The organism is Sphingomonas sp. SP3 (genome assembly GCF_058514305.1).
In genome coordinates this window covers 1,807,496-1,830,958 of sequence record NZ_JBZSOE010000001.1, presented here as the reverse complement: position 1 = coordinate 1,830,958, position 23,463 = coordinate 1,807,496, and the positions used below count along the sequence as shown (strand labels likewise).

Genomic DNA, 23,463 nt, shown 5'->3' with positions numbered 1-23,463 from the left:
GTTTCGCTTAGAGCGCGAAGTTCACGCCGAGACGGGCACCGAGCGACGCCTTGTCGCGCTGCTCCTCGGCGTCGACTTCGCCAACCACCGACATGGTCTGACCGCCGGCGAGAAGGCGCGCCGCGCCGTTCAATCCGCTCTTGCGCTTTTCCGGGTAGAGCGTGAACGGGTCGCCGTCCTTGAACGAGGCGCTGGTGTGGCCGATCGAGCCGCCCAAGATAGCGCGGTAACCAACCTCGGCCTCGACGCGCATCCAGGTCGAATCCGGCTCCAGGCCCATGAGGTCGTAACCGAAGGTGAGCATGCCCGACGCCGCACTCTCGCTACTCTTGCGACCGAGCACGGTGAGGTCGAAGCCGTCGCCGCCGCCGGTCTCCGTGTAGCCCTTTTCGTTGAGCTTGTAGTATTCGACGCGGGCGTTCGGACGGATCGTCAGCCGGCCCATGCGCGCTTCGTAGGAAAGACCGCCGGTCGCTGCGTAGAGCGTGCCCTTCCACTTGGCGTCCGCGCTGCGGGTGAAGTTGCCGAGCGTGGTGCTGCCGGTGAAGTTACGGGTGCTGCTGAAGTCGATCGTGCCGACCGTGCCGCGCGCCCAGGCGTTGAACGGCCCGACGCTCTTCCGCCAGTATAGACCGCCTTCATAGTGATTGCTGATCAGCTCGTTCGCGTCCTTGCCATCCTTGCCGTACAGGTAGGCGGCGGTCAGGCCGACCCGGCCGAGGGCGCCGAGCCCGATATCGTAGCCCGCCGTCGCGCCCCAACCTTCGAGATCATAGGCGGCAGTATCGCCGATCGATTTGGTGGAGCCCCAGGCGACCTGCTGCATCCACAACCCGCCGAGCGGCTTTGGATCGTTGAGCACGCCGGCCGCGAGGCGCGAGCCCTTGGTCGCGGTCTCGAACACGCCGCCGGCATGCTCGGGCATCAACTGCTGGAGCGTGTTCTTGAGGTCGGCGGCATTGTCAGTCGACAGAAACAGAGCGCGGAGCGGGCGATCGATGTCCGCCGCCTGAAGCGCGGCGTCGATGATTGCGGTTTCCGAGCGGTTGAGCTGTAGCTCACCGGCGTCCTTGAGCTCGACGTCGAGAAGCACCTTGCCCGTCGCGTCGTCAGTCGTGAGATGACTGTTGAACAGGAACGGCAAGGTGACGATCGTGTCGGTAAGGTTGGCGCTTCCAGTCAGCGTGCCAGCATTGAGGATTTGATAGGTTCCGGTCGCGTGGCCGACGGTGTCGAGCGTCACGAGGATCTTGCTGTCCGTGCCGAACGAGGCAGCGCCAGTGACATTGTAAGACGTGAAGCCATCCCTGGCGATTGTCACACCAAGATTGGATCCGTCGGCCGCGGTCAGTGACGCCAGGTTGACGACGCCGAGGTTCGTCGCGTCGAGCAGTGCGCCCGTGCCGATCGTGACGCCAACTCCATCCGTGTGGAGAAGCAACCCGCGAAGCACCGAAGTGCCGTTCAGTTGGACCGTGTCGGTGCCGCCGCCGAAATCGACGTTGCCGAACAAATGACCGGCGTCGATCCTGAGCAGGTCATTGCCGGAGCCGAGGTAAACATTGCCCTCGATTGCCGGGGTGCCCGAGCCGGGCACGCCCTGCCACAGGAGGACGCCAGTGGTGTTGTTGCGGACGTCGATCGCGGTGGCGTCCTCGCCAACGCTGGCAGCGTTGCTCACCCCGATAACGCCCTGATTGACGATGGTGTTCACCGTGCCCGAACGATCGACAATGGCGAAGGCGGTGCCACCTTCACCCTCACGGGTCGCGGCAATGGTGCCATAGTTGAGGATCTGCTGGACGTTGGCGCCCGTATCGATCGAGATGGCCTGCGCCGAGGTCCCGTCTACCCCCGCCCCGTCGGCGATGATGGTTCCCGCGTTCACCAATAGCGGCGATGTAGTGCCCACGGCGATATGGATTGCCGTTGCATCGGCACTGCCCGACTTGGCGGTGATCGTCCCGAAATTGGTGAGGCCGTTAGCGAGAGTCACTGCATGACCGAGCCCGCCGACCGAAACCGCGGTCGAGCCGATGCCGTCGTAAACGCCGAATGCGGAAATCGTCCCGCGGTTTACGACGCCACTATTGAGGTTTGATGAGGGGACCGCTCCGATCGCGATATCCTGCGTGGCGGAACCAATAACGACTGCTGGCGCCTTTCCGTAGGTCGTGATCGCAGACGAACCTTCCTGCGCGTCCGGGATGCCGTCGCCGTCGACGTCGGTGTTGCTGCCGCTGGCCGTCGGCTTGAGGTCGAACAGCACGCCGTGAGCGACATTGCCGCTGATAACGACCGCCGAACCCCCTTGGAGAAGGTCGTCGGCGTCGAGCTTCGACGTGTCGAGAGGGGTGGTGGTGCGGTAGCCGGTCGTGCTGATGGCGCCTTGTAAAACAACCGCGCCGCCAACGTCGCCGCCGATCGATACGCCAACCGAGTTCCCGCCGAGGACGCTGATAGATCCACCGGTGACGCGAACGTCGCCACTGACCGCGCCGGTCCGGATTCCAACGCTGTCGTTACCCACAACATTGATCGTTCCGCCCGCGCTCAACGAGCCGGTGAGCGGGCTATCGATCGCGATCGCCGCCGATTGATTGCCCTCGATGGTGATAGTGCCGGTATTGAGGATGTTGCCGGTGTAGGTACCACCGCTAAGAACGTGGATGCCGAAGCGGTTCGAACCTTGCGCAAAGGTTCCGTCCAAGTCGCCGTCACTGTCGCTATCGGTCGGCGTGTAATCTTCGAGCAGGCTGATCGTGCCAGTGTTGGTGATGTCGCCGGTCAGATTGGTGTTGGCGAGAATCCCGGTCGAATCGTTCGCGTTATTGAACGCGATCGTGCCTTCGTTCTTGACGTAATTGTTGCTGTTGATGGTAACGGCGATGCCGCTGCCGGGTAGCTTGATCGATCCGGTGTTGCTGATGCGGATATCGCCTGACACGCCGGTCGTCTGAGGGGTCGTTACCGCCGTGCTGATCACTGTCTCCGCGTTGGCCGGAGCAGCCGTTAGCGCGAGGACTACGCCCAGACCCGTCGAAGCAAGAAACACGCGCATAAAAATTCAAACCCCTTTGGAGTGGCGGAGCCACTCGATTCAAGCGTGCGCTTCGCGCCCTGCCGCAGGTCCGAGCCCGGCGGAGCTAAAGCGGTGACTGTCGGGAGAGGATGCGACCGATTCCGCACCCAAATCAAACCCCCGGGAACAACTTGCCTAAACTGCCAAAAGGCTGAAGGCCAGATGAACGATTGTTAAGCCGCTGGAATAAGCAGCGAAGTGTGTCTCGCTTTCAACAGGCCCGAGGCAGGGCTAAAGGCCGGGTATGAATTCAAGCGTGGATATTACGGTCGCTCCGGTCACTCACGATCTCGGGGCGTTCAAAGTTCGCCGAACCCTGCCGGCGAGGGAACGCACGATGGTCGGTCCGTTCATCTTCGTCGATGAGTTTGGGCCGGCTCGCCTCCCTACCGGTCAGGGGATGGACGTGCGCCCGCACCCGCACATCAACCTCGCCACCGTCACTTACCTGTTCGAGGGCGCGATCGAGCATCGCGACAGCATCGGATCGCATGCCGTGATCGAGCCTGGCGCAATCAACCTGATGACCGCGGGCAGCGGTATCGTTCATTCCGAACGGTCTCCCCAATCGCTTCGGCCCGATGGCCCAAGCCTCTATGGGATGCAGACCTGGCTTGCCCTTCCCGACGGCCGCGAAGAAATCGCGCCCGCCTTCGATCATGTTCCATCCGATCAGCTTCCTATCGTCGAAGGCGGCGGGGCACGTGCCCGGGTGCTGATGGGAACATTGTGGGGCGCGACGGCCGCGACGCCCCAACATTCACCGACCATTTATGCTGACATCGAGATGGACCCCGGCGGATCAATCCCGGTCGATGCGGACGCGGACGAGCGCGGGGTCATGCTGGTTGGTGGAGCGGCCGAGCTCGATGGCGACCCGCTCGAACTTTACACCCTGTACGTACTGAAACCGGGACATGCCGCGCGCCTGTCCAGCGAGGCCGGCGGACGACTGATGCTGCTCGGAGGCGGAGCTTTCGCGACGCGCCGCCACGTATTCTGGAACTTCGTTTCCTCGTCGCGCGACCGGATCAACCAGGCGAAGGAAGACTGGAAGGCGATGCGCTTTCCGCTCGTCCCGGGCGACGACCAGGAGTTCATCCCGCTTCCGGAGAAGCCCATCACCGTCAGCTATCCCTGAGGGTTACGCTCACGGCATACTCGCGCTAGTGGGTCCGCGGCATGACCCAGGCCCGTTCCCGTTTTCGTTCCGCCGCGCGCCTCGCCGCGGTCCAGGCGCTTTACCAGCAGGAGATGGAGGGCACGCCCGTCCAGCGCCTGCTCAAGGAGTTTCACGACCACCGGCTGGGGGCCACGATCGAGGACGAGCGCTATCACGAGGCCGAGCGCGACTTCTTCGACGATATAGTGACCGGCGCTGAAGCGCGGCGCGAAGAGATCGACGCCCTGATCAGCAACCGCCTCGCAGCGGGCTGGAGCCTCGAGCGCCTCGACCGGCCGATGCGGGCGATCTTGCGCGCTGGCGCCTACGAATTGGTGGCTCGCGCGGACGTGCCGGTTGGCTCGGTGATTTCCGAGTATGTCGATGTCGCGCACGCCTTCTACGACAAGAGCGAAAGCGGCTTTGTGAACGGCCTGCTGGACGCGATCGCGAAGGAGGTTCGCGCCTGAACGAGCGCGAGGTAATCGAACGGTTACGGCGGATGGCCAGCGCGCCCGAAGCCCGCGGCCTGCTCGACGACGTCGCGGTGCTCGATAGCCTCGTGATCACCCACGACACCATTGTAGAGGGTGTCCACTTCTTGCCCTTCGATCCGCCTGCCAGCGTCGGCTGGAAACTGGTTGCGGTGAATCTTTCCGACCTCGCCGCCAAAGGCGCCAGCCCCACGGGCGCGCTTCTGTCGCTGACCATTTCCGGCGACGGCGCCTGGGAGGAAAGGTTCCTGAGCGGCGTCGAAGCGGCCTGCGAAAGCTACACCTTGCCGTTGATTGGCGGGGACACCGTGTCGCTCCCAGCCGGCGCCCCCCGCGTGCTTGGGATGACTGCGATCGGGCGGGCCGGCGCTCACACGCCCGAGCGCGCCGGCGGCCGTGCGGGCGACGCGCTGTGGGTGGTCGGTACGCTTGGCGATTCGGCCGCCGGCCTCGACCAGCTTCGTGCCGATGCCAAGGCCGCGAGCGTGCTGGTCGACATATACAGGCGACCGATCCCCCAGCTTGGCGCCGGAGAGCTGATAGCTCCGCACGCGCACGCAATGATGGACGTTTCCGATGGATTGCTGCTCGACGCTCAGCGCATGGCCGAAGCGAGTGGTTGTGTGGCCGAGATCAACTTCGACGCTCTGCCGCTGTCCGACGGATTCATTGAAAGCCGCGGGGGCGATCTCGAAGCGCGGATGTACGCGGCCACCGCAGGTGACGATTACGCGCTCCTTGCCGCGCTTCCTACGGAGCTCGATCCGGCAACACTTTCTTTACCTCAAGGGACGACGATTGCGCGGATAGGACGGCTTCTTGCCGGCGCGCCGCGCATCGGGGTGGTCAGCGGAGGCCTTCCGGTTGAATTGCCGGAGAGACTGGGTTTTGAGCATAAGAGCGATCAGCATCGGCCACTATCCGATCCGCCAATGGCTGATCGGCCTTAGCGGGCTCGCTTCGGGCATGGTCGTCGCTCTACTGCTTCGCTGAGCCGTTCAATTCGCGCGGTTGCAAGCCGCGCCAAGCGCCCCTAAACAGCCGCCGATTTTAGGGGCCGCCACCCGTTCTGGGGCAGCGCCCTTTCGCCATAAGAACAGGGAAGCGCGAAAACCCATGAACCTGCTTATTATCGCCATTATCTGCGGCCTGATTGCCGTCCTTTATGGAATCATCACGACCGCGCAGGTGCTGAAGGCGCCCGCCGGCAATGAGCGGATGCGGGACATCGCCAGCGCCGTCCAGGAAGGCGCGCAGGCTTATCTCGCCCGCCAGTACCGGACCATCGCCATCGTCGGCGTGGTCGTCGTGGCCCTGGTGTATTATTTCCTCGGGCCCGTTTCCGCGATCGGCTTCCTGATCGGCGCCCTGCTGTCGGGAGCGACCGGCTTCGTCGGAATGAATGTGTCGGTGAAGGCCAATGTTCGCACAGCGGAAGCGGCCCGGACCTCGCTTCAGGGCGGCCTGACCATGGCGTTCCGCTCGGGGGCGATCACCGGAATGCTCGTCGCTGGCCTCGGGCTGCTCGCGATCTCCGTGTTCTTCTACTACCTGACCGCGATCGCGGGCCATGCGGCCAATGACCGCGTCGTCGTCGATGCGCTCGTCGCGCTGGCGTTCGGCGCTTCGCTCATTTCGATCTTCGCCCGTCTCGGCGGCGGCATCTTCACCAAGGCCGCCGACGTCGGCGCCGACCTGGTCGGCAAGGTCGAGGCCGGAATTCCTGAAGACGACCCACGCAATCCCGCGACGATCGCCGATAACGTCGGTGACAATGTCGGCGATTGCGCCGGTATGGCGGCCGACTTGTTCGAGACTTACGTCGTGACGCTCGGCGTCACCATGGTGTCGGTCGCGCTGACAGTCACCGGCGAAGGCAGCGACATGCTGATGAAGCTGATGAGCCTTCCGCTCATCATCGGCGGCGTGTGCATCGTGACTTCCGTGATCGGCACTTACATGGTGCGGCTCGGCAAGGGCACGATCATGGGCGCGCTCTACAAGGGCTTCTGGACCTCGGCCGTTCTTGGCGCGATCCTCGCTTACCCAGTGACCCAGTATGTGCTCGGCGACATGAATGCCGTCCTCGCGACGATTCCCGGCGTCGGCGATGCCCAGATCCAGCTGACCGGCATGAAGTTGTTCTACTGCATGCTGATTGGCCTCGGCCTTACCGGTCTGCTGGTGTGGATCACCGAATATTACACCGGCACCAACTACCGCCCGGTCCAGAGCATCGCGCGAGCGTCGCAGACCGGTCATGGCACCAACGTCATCCAGGGCCTTGCAATCAGCCTTGAATCGACGGCGCTGCCGACGATCGTGATCGTGATTGCGGTCATCGCAGCGTACCAGCTCGCCGGCGTCATCGGCGTCGCTTTCGGTGCGACCTCGATGCTCGCGATGGCCGGCATGGTCGTTGCGCTCGATGCCTACGGTCCGGTTACCGACAACGCGGGCGGCATCGCCGAAATGGCGGGGCTTGAGGAGGACGTTCGCGCGCGCACCGACGCCCTCGACGCGGTCGGCAACACTACCAAGGCGGTGACCAAGGGTTATGCGATCGGCTCGGCCGCGCTCGCCGCCCTGGTGCTGTTTGGCGCCTACACCACCGATCTTCGCCAATTCTTCCCCGATGTGGCGGTCGATTTCTCGCTCTCCAACCCGTACGTGATCGTCGGCCTGCTGATCGGCGCGTTGCTGCCGTACAGCTTCGGCGCCTTCGGCATGACGGCAGTCGGCCGCGCCGCCGGATCGGTGGTCGAGGACGTCCGTGCGCAGTTCCGCGACAACCCCGGAATCATGGAAGGCAAGGTCCGCCCGAACTACGGCCGGACGGTCGACCTCGTCACCCGCGCGGCGATCAAGGAAATGATCATCCCGTCGCTGTTGCCGGTGCTGGCGCCGATCGCCGTCTATTACCTGATCACCCTGGTGGCTGGTCAGGCGTCGGGCTTTGCCGCCCTCGGCGCGCTGCTCCTCGGCGTGATCGTGTCCGGACTGTTCGTTGCCATCTCGATGACCTCGGGCGGCGGCGCATGGGACAATGCCAAGAAGTATATCGAAGACGGCAATTACGGCGGCAAGGGATCGGAAGCCCACAAGGCTGCCGTGACCGGCGACACCGTCGGTGACCCCTACAAGGACACCGCCGGCCCGGCCGTCAATCCGATGATCAAGATCACCAACATCGTCGCGCTGCTGCTGCTCGCGGCGCTGGCGGGAGGAGCAGCCCGCTAAATCGCCTCATAAGCTGAAAAGGGAAGCCCCGTGTCGATTTCAATCGGCGCGGGGCTTTTCTTTTGCCGCTCAAGCGGCTTGAAGCGCCCCCATGCCACACGCAATCAGAGTCCATAAAGTCGGCGGGCCCGATGTTCTCCAGTGGGAAGAAGTCGAAGTCGGCGATCCCGGTCCCGGCCAGATCAGGCTTCGCCAGGAAGCCGCCGGCCTCAATTTCATCGATGTCTACCACCGCACGGGACTTTACCCGCAGCCCCTGCCCTTCACGCCCGGCACCGAGGGCGCAGGCGTGGTTGAGGCGGTCGGCGAGGGCGTGACCAACGTCAAAAAAGGCGACCGCGTCGCGTATGCCGGGCCGATCGGCGGTTATGCGGAGGAGCGGCTGATCGACGCCGATCGGGTGGTGAAGCTTCCCAAGGATATCTCGACCGAGCAGGCCGCGGCGATGATGCTTCAGGGCATGACCGCGCAGATGCTGCTCCGCTCCGTCTTCCCGGTCGCCAAGGGCGATACGATCCTGGTCCATGCCGCCGCTGGCGGCGTCGGCCTCATCATGTGCCAGTGGGCCGCAGCGCTCGGCGCGACGGTGATCGGCACTGTCGGGACCGAGGAGAAGGCGGAGCTCGCAAAGGCTCACGGCTGCGCGCATCCGATCGTCTATTCCAAGCAGGACTTCGTTGCCGAGGTCGACCGCATCACCGGCGGCGAGAAGCTGCCGGTGGTCTATGATTCCGTCGGCCGCGATACGTTCATGCGCTCATTGGATTGCCTGAAGGTTCGCGGGCTGATGGTCAGCTTCGGCAATGCTTCAGGGCCGGTCGAGCCCTTTTCGCCACTGGTGCTGTCGCAGAAGGGTTCGCTCTACCTCACCCGGCCGACGCTCTTCCATTACGTCGCGTCGCGCGAGCAGCTCGAGAACAGCGCGAAAGAGCTGTTCGAGGTCGTTGCCAAGGGCAAGGTCAGGATCGAGGTCCAGCAGCGGTTCGCGCTCAAGGACGCGGCCGAAGCTCATCGCCAGCTCCAGGCGCGCAAGACGACCGGATCGACCATCCTCACGATCTAATTGCCCCCGCCTTCCATTTTACGGGAGCGCAGAGTAAGGCTCCGCGACTTTTTGACACGAGGAAGAGAGACTTTTGGCCAAAGAAGAATTGCTCGAGATGCGCGGACGGGTGGTCGAGCTGCTGCCGAATGCGATGTTCCGCGTCGAGCTCGAGAACGGCCATGAGATCCTCGGCCATACCGCAGGCAAGATGCGCAAGAACCGCATTCGCGTCCTCACCGGCGACGAAGTGCTGGTCGAACTGACGCCCTATGATTTGACCAAGGGCCGCATCACCTACCGCTTCATGCCCGGCCGCGGAGGCCCGCCCGGCTATACGGGCTAATCCAGTATTATGCGGCTGATCCTCGCCTCGGCGAGCCCGCGCCGTCTCGACCTGCTTGCCCGCATTGGCGTCACGCCGGACGCCGTGCTCCCTGCCGATGTCGATGAAAGCGTGCCGAGGGGGGAGCGCCCAAGCGACCATGCGATGCGGCTCGCTCGCGAGAAGGCGCAAGCCGTGGCGGCCAGAGAACCCGACGCGCTGGTGCTTGGCGCCGATACGGTCGTCGCTGTCGGCCGCCGAATCCTCCCCAAGGTCGAGGATGAGGCGACCTTGCGCGCCTGCATGAGATTGCTGTCGGGTCGGCGGCACCGCGTGCTCACCGGGGTGGCCCTCGCGATTCCGGGCGGCGGAATCCGCGAACGGATCGTTGAGACGATGATCGCGATGAAGCGCCTGAGCGACGAAGAGATCGACTATTACGCGAGCCATGGTGAATGGCGGGGCAAGGCGGGCGGCTATGCGCTCCAGGGCTATGGCGAGGTCTACGTGCGCCATATTGCCGGCAGCTATTCCAACGTCGTCGGACTGCCGCTTGCCGAAACTCGGGTGCTGCTGAAGAGCGCTGGGTATGACATCGCCTGAATGGCTCATCGAGCGCGGGATTGGCGAAACCCGCGCCGCGCTGGTGGAAGGCGGCGAGATCATCGAAGCACGAATCGAGCTCGATCGCGTGCGGCCCGCTGGAACCGTGAGGGCGGTGCGGCTGGTCAACACCGGCACCAACGGTCGCAATGCAATCGCTGTCAGTGAGGGTGGGACCGAATATCTTTTGCCGCGCGGCGCGGGGGGATCGACCCAGGGTGCAACCTTGGCAGTCGAAGTAACGCGTGAGGCCATTCCGGGTGGTGAACCATGGAAACGGCCGCTTGGGCGAGTGACGGACAAGGCACCGGTCGACCTCGCGCCGCTGGCCGAGCGCCTCGGTGCGCGTGAAGGCCGGATCGAGGGTTGGGATGATCTGATCGACGAAGCGAGGACCGGCGCCATCACCTTCGCCGGCGGTGAGCTTCGCATCTCCGCCACGCCTGCAATGACCCTGATCGACGTCGACGGATTCCTGGCGCCCGACGAGCTTGCGGTCCTCGGCGCGGCCGAAGCGGCCAAGGCGATCCGCCGTCTCGACATTAATGGCTCGATCGGCATCGACCTGCCTACAAGTGGCAAGGACGGTCGCCAAGGCGCAGCAGCTGCGGTCGACGGGCTCCTACCGCAGCCTTTCGAGCGCACGGCCGTAAACGGCTTCGGCTTCATCCAGATCGTGCGGCCGCGCCAACGCGCGTCGCTCATCGAGTTGGCGCAGGATCGTGCTGCGTTCGAAGCGCGCGCGCTGCTGCGACGGGCCGCGGCCGAGGGGCCGGGCGCACTGCGCCTGGCCACACATCCTGCCGTGATTGCGGTGCTCGAACGAAAACGCGAGTGGACCGAGGCGTTGGCGCGCCAGGTTGGCGGCGCGGTCGGGTTGCGGGCCGATCCCGCCATTCCCATGTCCGGTGGATATGCCGAACCGATCTGACAAAAGCTGCCCGATCTGCGGCAAGCCAGAGCATGCGGACAATGCGCCGTTCTGCGGCCCGCGGTGCAAGGACCGCGACCTCCTGAAATGGCTCGGCGAAGGCTATCGCATTCCCGGTCCAGCCGCCGCGCCCGACAGGGTGGACAGCGGCGAGGGCGACGATTAGGGGAGCCGTTCGCCGCGAGGGCTTCGCCCTCTGCCAAGCGCGCCCAGGTAGCTCAGTTGGTAGAGCACGTGACTGAAAATCACGGTGTCGGCGGTTCGATCCCGTCCCTGGGCACCATTCCTCTTCATTCTGCGGCGACGACCAGCTCTTCCGTCCGGACGCCCGCTGCGAGCTCGGCGCGAAAATAGTCGATCGTGGTTTTGAGGCCCTCCTCCAGCGGCATTTTCGGCTGCCAGTCGAGCAACTCGATTGCGCGGCTGATGTCGGGCCTGCGGCGGCGTGGATCGTCTTCGGGCAACGGTTGCTCGACGATGCTTGCGCGGGCGCCCGACAGACCGACGATCATCACCGCCAGCTCGCGCACCGTCATTTCTTGCGGGTCACCCAGGTTAACCGGCAGGCCGGCGGCGCTGTCGCTGTCCATCAGCCGCAGCAGGCCTTCGACAGTATCGTCGACATAGCCGAAACAGCGGGTCTGCGTGCCGTCGCCGTAGATCGTGATGTCTTGGCCCGAGAGCGCCTGGCAGATCACGTTGGACACGACCCGGCCGTCGTCGCAACGCATACGCGGCCCGTAGGTGTTGAAGATGCGCGCGACGCGGACATCGGCACGGCCAAGGCGGAGGAAGTCGAACGCGAGCGCTTCGGCGGCGCGCTTGCCCTCGTCGTAGCAAGCCCGGGGACCGGTGCAGTTGACCGAGCCTCGATAATCCTCGGCCTGCGGATGAACCTCCGGGTCGCCATAGACCTCGCTCGTCGATGTCAGCAGCAGGCGTGCGCCGGTCGCCTCGGCCAGGCGTAAAGCATTGCGCGTACCGACCACGTTGGTCAGCATCGTATGCTCGGGATCGGCCTGGTAATGCGGCGGCGAGGCCGCGCTGGCGAGGTGATAGATATGCGTCAGGCCCGATCCGCGCAGCCAATGCGGCAGGTCGTCGATCACGTCATGTTCGACCAGTTCGAAGCGCCGGCTCTGGCGATTGTGACGAACGTTTTCGATCCGCCCGGTCTGAAAATTGTCGAGACAAATCACCCGGCCGCCCTCGCCGAGCAACCGATCGCATAGGTGCGAGCCAATAAATCCGGCACCCCCGGTCACGAGGGCCACCTTCGTTGAACGCATCACAGCCGACTCCCAATTCTCCCAGCGTGCGAAGCGCTTTGAAGCAGGATGCGTTCCATCGCCTAGTAGGCTGGCTATGAGCTACCGGGGCAGCTGAAAGACTATGGTGTTGATGTAATAGCTGGGAACCTTCGTTCCGTCCGCGAGCTCCGCCGGCTCAAACTTCGCCCGTTTCATGAAGATGTCGCACACGGTCGTGTTGAAGATCGGCTCATCATAATGGCTGAGACTGGTGCATTTGGTAGCGTTGCCGGCGCTATCAACCAGCAGGCGAACCCTGACCTCGGATTCCTCTCCGTTCCGCCCCATTTTGAGCGGGTAGTCGCTCGCCGAGAACCAGCTATGTGGGTTCGGCGCCCACACTGGTCGTACGATCTGATCTTCAACGTCGGGGTCAACTCCCCAGTCCCGGAGCGAATCCCGGCTGCATTTGTCGAACATCTTGATCGCCTCCCCAAGCGAACCGGTCTCGAGGATCAGGGGACGATTGCGGCGAACATCGATCTCTACTTCCTTCACGGCCTGGACAAATGCCTGCCGAGTGGCACGTTCTGCGGCGCGGTCATCAGGGTTGGTTGCAGGCGGCCGGATGGCCGGGTCCAGCTTCTGAGCTGAGGCTTTGTCGCCGAGCCGTTCAAGAAACGACAGCGGCAACAAGAACATCTGTGTCCAAAGGACGGCCGGTTGGTTGTCCGTGGCTGTTTGAGGCTCCCCCATGATTCCCTTGTCCTGCAACGGCAGGAATTTGGCGGGAACTGCTCCAAACGTGGTCCGAACGGATTTGCCGATGACAAGCATGCTCAGCTCGCCGGGCGCCGTGCTTTCGAATTGAAGCACGGTAATATTTTTATCTGTCCCGAACTGCCTGCTCAGCTTGCAGCTGTCGGCCGCATAGTCGAGCACCCAAGGGCTTGTCGCTCCCAGCCGCAGCGGCTCCGCCGCGCCGACAAGCAGAGGGGTCGCCGCTAAAAGCCCAATGATTGAGTTCGTACGCATGGCACCTCCGAACCCGAGCCCGGAGAAGCTATGCTCGGTTCAACTCAGCGTCCAGCCTAGAGCTTTTCGGTCAGCTCCGGGACGATCTTGAACAGGTCGCCGACCAGGCCGATGTCCGCGACCTGAAAGATCGGCGCTTCCTCGTCCTTGTTGATCGCGACGATGACCTTCGAATCCTTCATTCCGGCGAGGTGCTGGATCGCTCCCGAGATGCCGATCGCGACATAGACTTCGGGAGCAACGATCTTGCCCGTCTGGCCGACCTGGTAATCGTTGGGAGCATAGCCCGCGTCGACCGCGGCGCGGCTTGCGCCGACGGCGGCGCCGAGCTTGTCGGCAAGCGGGTCAAGAAGCGAATGGAACTGGTCGGAGCTGCCGAACGCCCGGCCGCCCGAGACGATGACTTTGGCGCTGGTGAGCTCAGGACGCGCGCTCTCGGAAGCCTCAAGCCCAACGAAGCTGCTGCTGCCAGGATCGCCGGCCGCGTCGATCTTCTCGACCGAGCCGCTGCCGCCGTCGCGCGCCGCCTTTTCGAACGCGGTCGCACGAACCGTGATGACCTTTTTCTTGTCCTTGGATTTCACCGTCGCAATCGCATTCCCGGCGTAGATCGGCCGGGTGAACGTGTCGGCGTCCTCGACCGACAGGATGTCGCTGATTTGCATGACATCGAGCAGCGCGGCGACGCGCGGCGCGATATTCTTGCCGGTGGTGGTCGCCGGCGCGACGAACGCGTCATGACCCTCCATCAGCTTCGCCACTATAGGCGCGACCGCTTCGGGAAGCTGGTGGTCGAGCGACGGCGAGCTTGCGACATGAACCTTCGCCACACCGGCGATTTTCGCCGCCGCCTGCGCGACCTCATCGCTGCCAGCAACCAGGGCATGGACTTCGCCGAGCTGGGCCGCGGCCGTCACGGTCGCGAGGGTCGCGTCCTTGATCGCCTTACCGTCATGTTCAACGAGAACGAGCACACTCATTTCGCAATCCCCAGACCTTTGAGGCGATCGACCAGCTCGTCGACCGATCCGACCTTGATGCCAGCCTGGCGCTTCGCCGGCTCGACGACCTTCAGCGTTTCAAGCCGGCGCGCGACATCGACGCCGTAATCGCCGGGCGACTTGGTCTCGAGCGGCTTCGACTTGGCCTTCATGATGTTCGGAAGCGAGGCGTAGCGCGGTTCATTGAGGCGAAGGTCGGTCGTGACCACTGCCGGGAGCTTGAGCTTCACCGTCTCCAAACCGCCGTCGACTTCGCGGGTTACGGTAGCCTCGCCAGCGACCTCGACCTTCGAGGCGAAAGTGCCCTGCGGCCAGTCCAGAAGCGCCGCGAGCATCTGCCCCGTGGCGTTGTTGTCGTCGTCGATCGCCTGCTTGCCGAGCACGACCAGTTGCGGCTGCTCCTGTTCCGCAATCTTGGCGAGGATCTTGGCAACGGCGAGCGGCTCGACCTCTTCCTCGGTCTGGACCAGGATCGCCCGGTCGGCGCCCATCGCAAGCGCAGTGCGAAGCGTCTCTTGCGCCTTGGCCGGCCCGATCGACACCGCGACGATCTCCGTCGCGACGCCCTTTTCCTTGAGGCGAATGGCTTCCTCGACCGCGATCTCGTCGAACGGGTTCATCGACATTTTGACGTTGGCGAGATCGACCCCGGAGCCGTCCATCTTGACCCGCGGCTTCACGTTGTAATCGATCACCCGCTTGACGGCGACCAGCAGCTTCATTGCATCACTCCAGGATTAAGCGGCGACGGTGGCGTGCACTTCGCCAACGATCTTCTTTGCGGCGTCGCCAAGGTCGTTGGCGGCGATGATTGGCAGGCCCGAATTGGCGAGGATGTCCTTGCCCTGCTGGACGTTGGTGCCTTCGAGGCGGACGACCAGCGGCACGCTTAGCTGCACCTCGCGCGCGGCGGCGACAATGCCATCGGCGATGATGTCGCAGCGCATGATTCCGCCGAAGATGTTCACGAGGATGCCCTTCACCGACGGGTCGGACAAGATGATCTTGAACGCCGCGGTGACCTTTTCCTTGTTCGCGCCGCCACCGACATCGAGGAAGTTGGCCGGTTCGCCGCCTTCCAGCTTGATGATGTCCATCGTTGCCATGGCAAGGCCGGCGCCGTTCACCATGCAGCCGATGTTCCCGTCGAGCTTGATGTAGGCGAGGTCGTAGTTGGACGCCTCGATCTCCGCGGGATTTTCCTCGGTGAGGTCGCGAAGCTCCTCGAGATCCGGATGGCGGAACTCGGCGTTGTTGTCGAAGCCGACCTTGGCATCGAGGACCATCACCTGACCCTTGTCAGTCACGGCCAGGGGGTTGATCTCGATCTGCGACGCGTCGGTGCCGATGAAGGCATCGTACAGCTTGGCGAGGACCTTGCTTGCCTGCTTGGCGAGGTCGCCCGATAGGCCCAGCGCAGCGGCGACTTCGCGGCCATGATGCGGCATCAGCCCGGTGGCGGGATCGATCGTGATGGTCTGGATCTTCTCGGGCGTGTCGTGCGCGACTGCCTCGATGTCCATGCCGCCCTCGGTCGAGGCGACGATGGCGATGCGGCCGGTCTCACGGTCGACCAGCAAGGCCAGGTAGAATTCCTTGGCGATGTCGACGCCGTCGGTGATGTAAAGCCGCTGGACCTGTTTGCCATGCGGCCCCGTCTGGACCGTCACCAGGGTCTTGCCGAGCATCTCCGCCGCATTCTCGCGGACTTCGTCGATCGAATGAGCCAGCCGAACACCGCCCTTGGCGCCCTCGCCCAGTTCCTTGAACTTGCCCTTGCCGCGGCCGCCGGCGTGGATCTGCGCCTTCACGACCCAAAGCGGCCCGGGAAGCTGCTTGGCTGCCTCGACCGCTTCCTCGACGCTCATCGCCGCATGGCCCGCGGGGACCGGGACGCCATACTTGGCGAGCAATTCTTTCGCCTGATATTCGTGGATGTTCATGGCCGCGGGCCTTAATCAGAACCGGCTCGTGATGCAAAGCGCCGACCGCCCCACCCGCAAGATCATCCATGTCGACATGGACGCATTCTACGCGTCGGTGGAGCAGCGCGACGATCCGAGCCTTCGGGGCAAGCCGGTCGCGGTCGGCGGCGGGCACCGCGGGGTCGTCACCGCAGCGAGTTATGAAGCGCGGCCATTCGGGGTGCGCTCGGCCCTCCCTTCCGTCACGGCCAAGCGACGCTGTCCTGAACTTATATTCGTCAAGCCGCGGTTCGACGTCTACCGCGCCGTCAGCCAACAAATCCGACAAATCTTCTTCAGCTATACCGACCTCGTCGAGCCGCTGAGCCTGGACGAAGCCTATCTCGACGTCACCGAAGACCGCCTTGACCTCGGCAGCGCGCGGGCGATCGCCGAGGACATCAGGAGGCGGATCCGCGAGGAGTGCCAGCTCACCGCGTCGGCCGGCGTCAGCTACTGCAAGTTCATCGCCAAGCTCGCCTCCGACCATCGAAAACCCGACGGATTGTGCGTGATCACGCCGGAGAAAGGGCCCGACTTCGTCGCCTCGTTGCCGGTTGCCCGTTTCCATGGCGTCGGGCCGGTGACGGCGCGCAAGATGGAGCGGCTCGGCATCCACACCGGGGCCGACCTTCGGGAGTGGAGCATTCCCGCACTCCAGGCGAAGTTCGGGAGCTCGGCCGAGTGGTACTGGCGTATTTGCCGGGGGATCGACGAGCGCGAGGTGAGGCCTGATCGGCCATACAAGTCGGTGAGCGCCGAGCGGACCTTTGATGAGGATTTGCGCGATCCGGACCGCCTAGCGGCCGAGCTGGAGCGCGTGGCCGGCTATGCCTGGGACCGAATCAGGCGCGCGGACGTCGCGGGAAGAACCGTGACGCTAAAGGTGAAGTACGCAGATTTCACCATTATCACGCGGTCGAAGAGCTTCACGGCGCCGGTGCCGGATTTGCCGGCATTTATTGCCACAGGGCAAAGTTTGCTCTCGGCCCTCCACCCGCTTCCCAAGGGAATCCGACTGCTCGGCCTCGGCCTTCATAATCTATCCGAAGAAGAGCAGAGCGAGCCGGTCCAACTCGGACTCGCAATTTGAAGTAAGTTCTGTTATACAACTGTCACATGAGGGGCCGTCAGCGATTCAGCTGCGGCCTTAACTTCTAAGGAAGCCACGAAATAGGCATGGAGCCACGACCGCTGGTCGTTTTGGGGGACGACGTAAATGTGTCCGCTCCGCTGCCGCAACTGGAAAGGTTAGCAATGGCTAGTAAGGCGCTTAGCTTCGACGTTGGCGATTATGTTGTTTACCCCAAGCATGGTGTGGGCCGCGTCGTTGAGCTTCAAAGCACCGAAATCGCCGGCACCCGCCTGGACCTTTATGTCCTTCGCTTCGAGAAAGAGAAGATGACCCTCCGCGTGCCGGTGAACAAGGCGGACTCGGTCGGCATGCGCAAGCTTTCGTCCGACAAGACGATGAAGGACGCGCTCGAGACGCTGAAGGGTAAGCCCAAGGTCAAGCGCACCATGTGGTCGCGCCGCGCTCAGGAATATGAAGCGAAGATCAACTCGGGCGACCTCACCTCGATCGCCGAAGTGACCCGCGACCTGTTCCGCCCGGACGATGCGCCCGAGCAGAGCTATTCGGAGCGCCAGATTTTCGAAGCCGCCTCGTCGCGCCTGGCGCGCGAGCTTGGCGCCATGGAGCAGACCGACGAGAAGTCGGCGCTCGCCAAGATCCTCGACATCCTGAACAAGGCTGCGACGATCCATCACAAGACCAAGGAACCCGCATAAGCTTCCACGCTAATGCAGTTCGAAAGGGCGCCTCCGGGCGCCCTTTTTTTTAACTTGCCGCACTAGATCTCTATCTGTATTGCTCAGCTAATACAGTATGACAGGAGGAACCATGCGCAAGATCCTAGCAACCGTCGGCATCGGCGCGCTCGCCGCGGTGTTGACCGCGTGCAGCCATGGCAATCGTGAGGGAGCCGGACCGACCGTGGCCCGCAACTATCAGGTCGGTTCCTTCAAGCAGATCGAAGTGGCCGGTCCTTACGACGTCGAGGTCCGCACCGGCGCCAACCCGACCGTCGCCGCCAACGGATCTGAAAAGCTGCTCGAACGGACGGTGGTCGAAGTGAAGGGCGACACACTCTCGATCCACCCCGAAGAGCATAACAGCTGGTTCAACATGGGCTGGCATCACAACGGCAAGGCGAAATTCATCGTCACCGTCCCCGAGCTTAGCGGGGCGACCATCGCCGGATCGGGCGGAATCAAGGTCGACAAGGTGGCCGGTGATTCGTTCGAGGGGACCATCGCGGGCTCGGGCGGCCTGCAGCTCGACACCACCGAGGTGAAATCGCTGAAGCTGTCCATTGGCGGCTCCGGCGGGATCAAAACCGGCACCGGCAAAGCGGAGGTCGCCGAGTATGAAATCGCGGGCTCGGGCGGCATCGATGCCGCGGGCGTCAGTGCCACACAGGCGAAGGTCAGCATCGCCGGATCGGGAAGCGTGAAGGCCAACGCGACCTCCACCGCCGCGGTCGACATCATGGGTTCCGGCAACGTCAATGTGAGTGGCGGCGCCAAGTGCACCGTAAGCAAGGCCGGTTCGGGCAACGTCAGCTGCTCTTAAACCGGCCTTAACCATGAGGTAGGAAGGTGAGCAGATGCGCACCTTCCTAACCGCCGCCCTGCTTCTCTCGATCGCCGCCCCAGTGGGAGCGGCCAATCGCAATTTCGGTATCACCAGCTTCGAGAAGGTTCGGATCGAGGGACCCTATAAGGTCGTCCTGACGACCGGCGTCGCTCCTTATGCCCGTGCGTCGGGCTCGGCCGCCGCCCTGGATCGGATCGCGATCGATGTGCGGGGCGATACCCTCGTCGTTCATGGCAATTTGTCGTCGTGGGGCGGCTATCCCGGACAGGACAGTGGGCCGGTAGAGATTAGCATCGGAACGCACGACTTGCGGTCGGCCTGGCTGAGCGGCGCCGGGACATTGGCGATCAACCGGATCGAAGGCCTGTCCTTCGATCTTTCAACCCAGGGTTCGGGATCGATCGGCGTCAGCCGGGTCGATGTCGATCAACTGAACGTCAGTGTCGTCGGCACCTCGAGCGCGGTTCTTGCCGGGCGCAGCGACAAAGTGACGGCAATCGTGCGCGGGATTTCCAGCCTCGACGCATCCGGGCTGTCCTCCAAGGACGCAACCATCGGCGCCGAAGGCGCAGCGACGATCAAGGCCAACGCGACGAACACCGCCACGGTGGACGCCAACGGGCCGGTGTCGATTACGCTTGGCGGTCGGCCCGCCTGCACCCTGCGGGCGAACGGATCGGCCAGCGTCAGCGGCTGCAAATAGCTTAGTTCACCCTCTCGCGGGCTTCGACGCCGGACAGGAAGTTCCACAGCGCGGCGGCGAGCTCCTCGCCCGCAGTAACCGCTTCAGCCTTCTCCTTGGCCGGCAGCTGATCGAGCAACGCCCGGCAGACCGAGCTGTGCTCGACGTCGGCAGTTTCGTGGACGCGGAAGAACCGCAGCGTCTCCTCGTCGCTGATCCCGTAGCGGTCGACGAGCCCTTCGATCTTGGCCGATGCGACGCCCGGGAACTGGCTTTCATACGCGTAAAGCGCGCCAAGACCCGCCGCGTAAGACTGGCGTGAGAGCTTACGAAACGTGTCGATCAGCGCCTGGGTCTCGGCATTGAGCTGTTGACCGCGAACCTCGGCTTCATTCTCTCCGAGACCGCAGGCGAACATCAGCCACAGGCTTGCATGGTCCTGCTTGCCCGCTTCGATGCCCTCTTCCTCAGCCAGGTTTTCCGCGAGCATTCGGCGCCCGTCGCGATCGGGGCACGCCGAGTGCACCGCGCTCACCGCCCGCGGAAAGGCCTCGACATGATGGAAGTATTGGCGGGCATAAGCGCGGAGCGTGTCGAGCGGCAGGCGGCCCTCGGTCCACGCTTGGTAAAACGGGTGCTTCAGCATCGCGCGCTCGGCGACCTTCGTGTCAATTGCCGTGGAAACGTTGACGATGGACATGAGCTTGCTCCTGCTGAGTTGTTGGTGCCGCGATAATCAAGCGCCCGACCGTCGGCAAGGCGACCTAAACGAGGGCGAGCGACGCAAGCTTGCCGTAGAGCCGCGTCGGGAGCGTTCCGAGGCCGGTGCCGTCCTCATCGCCGGTCGGCGCGTCCTTATCCTCGAGGTAGCGCCAACCCTGGTGCGCGCGCCTGGGCACCGGCGAGACCAGTTCCAGCTGGTTGGAGCAAACGATGTCGATCCGGCCATCGCGCCGCTCCTCGAAGCGGAGGATTTCCACCCGAGCAACGATGCGATGCTTCAGGATGTAGTGGAGCTTGCCGCCGATACATTCGTCCGCGCGCTTGGGGCGCATTCGGGTGGGCACTCGAAGCTCGCCATTCTCGGACCAGCGCTCGACTCGACGCTCAAGGGTCTCGAGGCTCGCGCAGCTGTAAGCGACCTTGGTCAGGTGAAGCGGCATGGCACCGATCTGGCGCGCTTGCGCAGCCGTTTCAAGCGCTTAGCGGCCGAGCCCGACCAGTGAGGCGAGCCCGAGAAAGCTGAAGAACCCGGTCACGTCGGTGATCGTCGTCACGAACACCGCGGACGACACCGCGGGGTCGATGCGGAAGCGGTCGAGGGTTACGGGGACCAGGATCCCGCCCAGGCCGGCGGCGAGGTTGTTGATCACCATGGCCGCCCCCATGACCGCGCCGAGCAGCGGGTTATGGAAGATCAGGGCCACGCCCGCACCGATCAGAACCCCAAGCGAGATTCCGTTCGCAAGCGCGATGGTCAGTTCGCGGCCAAATGCGCGCAACGTATTCGATTCGGTCAGCTGGTTGGTGGCCAGCGCGCGAACGGCGACGGCCAACGTCTGCGTACCGGCATTGCCGCCCATCCCCGCAACGATCGGCATGAGCACGGCGAGAACCGCGTATTTCCCGATCTCGCCCTGAAACAGGCTGACCACGCTGGCGGCGACGATCGCCGTCCCAAGATTGATGACGAGCCAAAACAAACGCCGGCGGACGGTCAGGCGCACGGGTTCGTTGATGTCGCCTTCGTCGCCGACGCCGGCGAGCAGCAGGACGTCCTCGCCCGCTTCTTCCTGGATGATGTGGACCACGTCATCGACGGTTATCATGCCGACCAGCCGCTCCTCGTCGTCGACGACAGCGGCAGACACCAACGCGTATTTCTGGAAGCGAAGCGCGACGTCTTCCTGGTCCATGTCGACCGGGATCAGGGTCTGCTCGCGCGCCATGATCTCGGTCACCGGGGTACTGCGCGGCATGCGCAGGATGGTCGACAATTTGCACGTGCCGACCGGGTGGTGCGATGCGTTGACCACGAACACTTCCCAGAAGTCGGTGGGCAAATCGTCGGTCGAGCGCAGGTAATCGATCACCTCGCCGACCTTCCAATGCTCGGGCACCGCGCACAGCTCGCGCTGCATCAGGCGACCGGCGGATTCCTCCGGATAGCTGAGCGCTTCCTCGACCGCGGCGCGGTCGTCGGGTTCCATGCGCTGGAGGACCGCCTGCTGCTCGTCACGATCGAGGTCCTCGATCAGCGCGACCGCATCGTCCGTATCGAGCTGGCCCGCGATGTCCGCGACCTGCTGCGGCTCCATCTCGTCGAGCAGGCCTTCGCGGACGAAGTCGTTCATTTCCGCGAGCACGTCGGCGTCGACGATTCCGGCGAGCGCCTTGACCAGCCCTTCGCGCTCGTCGCGCGCCGCGGCCTCGATCAGGTCGGCGACGTCGGCAGGATGCAGCGGCGCGACCAGCTTGCGCGCGGTCTCGTCGTCCCCTTCGTCAACCGCGTCGAGGACCTTTTCGACGAACTCGGGACGAAGCTGGTCCTCATCGTCGATCGCATCGGATTCGACCGGGGGCGCGGCGGCGATGTGCTCGCTCTCGCTCATTCGCGCTTCCCTCTCGTTTGGACCCGGTCGCGCCCTCCTATGGTCGGGGCCGCTCTGGCGCAACCACTGTTAGGCTCCTAAATCGCGCACTTTCTACCCTTTGTCCGATGGAGTGAATGATGGCCGACGACCGCCTGACCCTTAGCCTTTCGAGTGGTGGCGACGTCGTCATCAAGCTTCGCCCTGACCTTGCGCCGGGTCACGTTCAGCGCATCACCGAACTCGCCAACAGCGGCTTTTACGATGGCGTCGTGTTCCACCGCGTGATTCCAGGCTTCATGGCGCAGGGCGGCGATCCGAGCGGGACCGGCACGAGCGGATCCGACCTGCCTGACCTCAAGGCCGAGTTCAGCCGGGAGCCGCATGTGCGTGGAACGGCATCGATGGCGCGCACGCCCAACCCGGACAGCGCCAACAGCCAGTTCTTCATCTGCTTTGGCGACGCTGGCTTCCTCGATGGCCAATATACGGTCTGGGGGCAGGTCGAGAGCGGCATGGAATATGTCGATGCCCTCCCGGTCGGCGAACCGCCGCGCGAACCGGGCAAGATCGTCAAGGCGACGGTTTCCTGAGCTTGAAGAAAGTCGCGCTCATCACCGGCGCGTCCGCCGGGCTCGGAGTCGAGTTCGCGAAGGCGCTGGCCGAGCGCGGACATCGCCTGGTGCTGGTCGCTCGGCGCAAGGAGCGGCTCGAGGAGTTGGCCAAGGAGCTGGGCAAGGCGCGTGCCGTGGCGCTGGACCTTTCCAAGGCCGGCGCCGCGGCAAAGTTGATGGCGGATATCGAGAAGAACGGTGAGACCGTCGATATGCTGATCAACAACGCTGGCTTCGGTCTGATCGGCAAGTTCGCCGAGCTCGACGCCCAGCGTGAGCGCCAGATGATCGACCTCAACGTCGCGACGCTGACGGACCTGTGTCGCGCGGTCGCGCCCCAGATGATCAAGCGGAGGTCGGGCGCGATCCTCAACGTGGCCTCGACCGCCGCTTTCCAGCCGGGACCGAAGATGGCGGTCTATTTCGCGACTAAGGCCTTTGTGCTGTCGCTGTCCGAGGCGCTGCACGAGGAACTGAAGCCGCACGGGATCAAGGTCAGCTGCCTCTGCCCCGGGCCGACCCGGACCGAGTTTGGCGATGTTGCCGGCTTCGGCGGCAATGGCCTGTTCGACCGCGTCGCGATGGAATCACCCGCGGTGGTCAAAGCAGGCCTCGATGGCCTCGACAGGAACAAGGCCGTGATTGTTCCGGGATGGATGAACAAGCTGACGGCGAACAGCGGGCGGTTCGCCCCGCGCTCGATCGTTCGCAAGATCGCAGGTGCCATCAAATATTGAACCAGAAGGATTGCGCACCAGTTTGAAGCGGCAAGAAGCGGGAGCAAGGAC

Annotated in this window: 24 protein-coding genes and 1 tRNA gene; 16 read left to right on the top strand and 9 right to left on the bottom strand. The window is 63.9% G+C overall.

All coding sequences use genetic code 11. The features are described from left to right. Positions 1-7 precede the first annotated feature (7 nt). A complete protein-coding gene (locus tag AC4K8G_RS09570) occupies positions 8-3,061 on the bottom strand; it encodes an autotransporter outer membrane beta-barrel domain-containing protein (protein ID WP_491733917.1) in 3,054 nt (1,017 codons plus the stop codon). Positions 3,062-3,326: 265 nt separating this feature from the next. On the opposite strand from AC4K8G_RS09570, the gene AC4K8G_RS09565 reads away from it, so the two are divergent. From AC4K8G_RS09565 to AC4K8G_RS09520, 10 genes are all read left to right on the top strand, one after another. Beyond that, positions 3,327-4,223, top strand: a complete 897-nt coding sequence (locus AC4K8G_RS09565; protein WP_491733916.1) for a pirin family protein — start codon at positions 3,327-3,329, stop codon at positions 4,221-4,223. A gap of 41 nt (positions 4,224-4,264) precedes the next feature. After that, the gene (nusB, locus tag AC4K8G_RS09560; RefSeq protein ID WP_491733915.1) at positions 4,265-4,714 is read left to right on the top strand and encodes a transcription antitermination factor NusB; all 450 of its coding nucleotides are present in this window, start codon (positions 4,265-4,267) and stop codon (positions 4,712-4,714) included. Continuing rightward, the gene (gene thiL, locus AC4K8G_RS09555) at positions 4,711-5,688 is read left to right on the top strand and encodes a thiamine-phosphate kinase (RefSeq protein ID WP_491734447.1); all 978 of its coding nucleotides are present in this window, start codon (positions 4,711-4,713) and stop codon (positions 5,686-5,688) included. Before nusB ends, thiL begins: the two co-directional genes overlap by 4 nt. Positions 5,689-5,854: 166 nt before the next feature. After that, entirely contained in the window at positions 5,855-7,978 is a 2,124-nt protein-coding gene (locus AC4K8G_RS09550; RefSeq protein ID WP_491733914.1) for a sodium-translocating pyrophosphatase, read from the top strand. Between the two features lie 91 nt (positions 7,979-8,069). Beyond that, entirely contained in the window at positions 8,070-9,041 is a 972-nt protein-coding gene (locus AC4K8G_RS09545; protein WP_491733913.1) for a quinone oxidoreductase family protein, read from the top strand. 73 nt (positions 9,042-9,114) lie between these two features. Further along, complete coding sequence (gene infA, locus AC4K8G_RS09540; protein WP_168067748.1) at positions 9,115-9,366, top strand: translation initiation factor IF-1; 252 nt, start codon at positions 9,115-9,117, stop codon at positions 9,364-9,366. Positions 9,367-9,375: 9 nt separating this feature from the next. Then, positions 9,376-9,948, top strand: coding sequence for a Maf family protein (locus AC4K8G_RS09535; protein ID WP_491733912.1), 573 nt, complete (start codon positions 9,376-9,378; stop codon positions 9,946-9,948). Further along, positions 9,935-10,879 (top strand): ribonuclease, encoded by a 945-nt coding sequence (locus AC4K8G_RS09530; protein WP_491733911.1) that lies wholly within the window; start codon positions 9,935-9,937, stop codon positions 10,877-10,879. Before AC4K8G_RS09535 ends, AC4K8G_RS09530 begins: the two co-directional genes overlap by 14 nt. Beyond that, complete coding sequence (locus AC4K8G_RS09525) at positions 10,863-11,045, top strand: DNA gyrase inhibitor YacG (protein ID WP_491733910.1); 183 nt, start codon at positions 10,863-10,865, stop codon at positions 11,043-11,045. Before AC4K8G_RS09530 ends, AC4K8G_RS09525 begins: the two co-directional genes overlap by 17 nt. Positions 11,046-11,086: 41 nt before the next feature. Then, positions 11,087-11,162 (top strand) — tRNA-Phe (locus AC4K8G_RS09520). A gap of 7 nt (positions 11,163-11,169) precedes the next feature. On the opposite strand, the gene AC4K8G_RS09515 is transcribed toward AC4K8G_RS09520, so the two are convergent. From AC4K8G_RS09515 to sucC, 5 genes are all read right to left on the bottom strand, one after another. After that, positions 11,170-12,168 (bottom strand): UDP-glucuronic acid decarboxylase family protein, encoded by a 999-nt coding sequence (locus AC4K8G_RS09515; protein ID WP_491733909.1) that lies wholly within the window; start codon positions 12,166-12,168, stop codon positions 11,170-11,172. Between the two features lie 81 nt (positions 12,169-12,249). Further along, a complete protein-coding gene (locus tag AC4K8G_RS09510) occupies positions 12,250-13,164 on the bottom strand; it encodes an energy transducer TonB (protein WP_491733908.1) in 915 nt (304 codons plus the stop codon). Positions 13,165-13,220: 56 nt separating this feature from the next. Further along, on the bottom strand, positions 13,221-14,144 hold the full coding sequence (locus AC4K8G_RS09505; protein ID WP_491733907.1) for an electron transfer flavoprotein subunit alpha/FixB family protein: 924 nt from the start codon (positions 14,142-14,144) through the stop codon (positions 13,221-13,223). Continuing rightward, the gene (locus tag AC4K8G_RS09500) at positions 14,141-14,887 is read right to left on the bottom strand and encodes an electron transfer flavoprotein subunit beta/FixA family protein (RefSeq protein WP_491733906.1); all 747 of its coding nucleotides are present in this window, start codon (positions 14,885-14,887) and stop codon (positions 14,141-14,143) included. Before AC4K8G_RS09500 ends, AC4K8G_RS09505 begins: the two co-directional genes overlap by 4 nt. A 15-nt stretch (positions 14,888-14,902) precedes the next feature. Beyond that, the gene (gene sucC / locus AC4K8G_RS09495; protein ID WP_491733905.1) at positions 14,903-16,108 is read right to left on the bottom strand and encodes an ADP-forming succinate--CoA ligase subunit beta; all 1,206 of its coding nucleotides are present in this window, start codon (positions 16,106-16,108) and stop codon (positions 14,903-14,905) included. Between sucC and dinB the strand changes: the two genes are divergently transcribed. The 4 genes from dinB (at position 16,107) to AC4K8G_RS09475 (ending at position 19,491) form a co-directional block, all read left to right on the top strand. Continuing rightward, on the top strand, positions 16,107-17,222 hold the full coding sequence (gene dinB, locus AC4K8G_RS09490; protein ID WP_491733904.1) for a DNA polymerase IV: 1,116 nt from the start codon (positions 16,107-16,109) through the stop codon (positions 17,220-17,222). The two genes, sucC and dinB, sit on opposite strands and share 2 nt — an antisense overlap. 164 nt (positions 17,223-17,386) lie before the next feature. After that, positions 17,387-17,920 (top strand): CarD family transcriptional regulator, encoded by a 534-nt coding sequence (locus AC4K8G_RS09485; RefSeq protein ID WP_491733903.1) that lies wholly within the window; start codon positions 17,387-17,389, stop codon positions 17,918-17,920. A 112-nt stretch (positions 17,921-18,032) separates the two neighbouring features. Next, a complete protein-coding gene (locus tag AC4K8G_RS09480; protein WP_491733902.1) occupies positions 18,033-18,764 on the top strand; it encodes a head GIN domain-containing protein in 732 nt (243 codons plus the stop codon). 34 nt (positions 18,765-18,798) lie between these two features. Next, entirely contained in the window at positions 18,799-19,491 is a 693-nt protein-coding gene (locus AC4K8G_RS09475) for a GIN domain-containing protein (protein WP_491733901.1), read from the top strand. Position 19,492: 1 nt separating this feature from the next. Here AC4K8G_RS09475 and AC4K8G_RS09470 read toward each other — a convergent pair whose 3' ends face one another. The 3 genes from AC4K8G_RS09470 to mgtE form a co-directional block, all read right to left on the bottom strand. Beyond that, positions 19,493-20,170: a CADD family putative folate metabolism protein gene (locus tag AC4K8G_RS09470; RefSeq protein WP_491733900.1), complete on the bottom strand. Its 678-nt coding sequence runs from the start codon at positions 20,168-20,170 to the stop codon at positions 19,493-19,495. Between the two features lie 64 nt (positions 20,171-20,234). Further along, positions 20,235-20,633 carry a DUF1489 family protein gene (locus tag AC4K8G_RS09465; protein ID WP_491733899.1) on the bottom strand — a complete coding sequence of 133 codons (399 nt, stop codon included), beginning with the start codon at positions 20,631-20,633 and terminating at the stop codon, positions 20,235-20,237. 39 nt (positions 20,634-20,672) lie between these two features. After that, positions 20,673-22,082: a magnesium transporter gene (mgtE, locus tag AC4K8G_RS09460; RefSeq protein WP_491733898.1), complete on the bottom strand. Its 1,410-nt coding sequence runs from the start codon at positions 22,080-22,082 to the stop codon at positions 20,673-20,675. A gap of 119 nt (positions 22,083-22,201) precedes the next feature. On the opposite strand from mgtE, the gene AC4K8G_RS09455 reads away from it, so the two are divergent. Next, the gene (locus tag AC4K8G_RS09455; protein WP_491733897.1) at positions 22,202-22,654 is read left to right on the top strand and encodes a peptidylprolyl isomerase; all 453 of its coding nucleotides are present in this window, start codon (positions 22,202-22,204) and stop codon (positions 22,652-22,654) included. A 2-nt stretch (positions 22,655-22,656) separates the two neighbouring features. Then, positions 22,657-23,412, top strand: coding sequence for an SDR family NAD(P)-dependent oxidoreductase (locus AC4K8G_RS09450; RefSeq protein ID WP_491733896.1), 756 nt, complete (start codon positions 22,657-22,659; stop codon positions 23,410-23,412). Positions 23,413-23,463 lie beyond the last annotated feature (51 nt).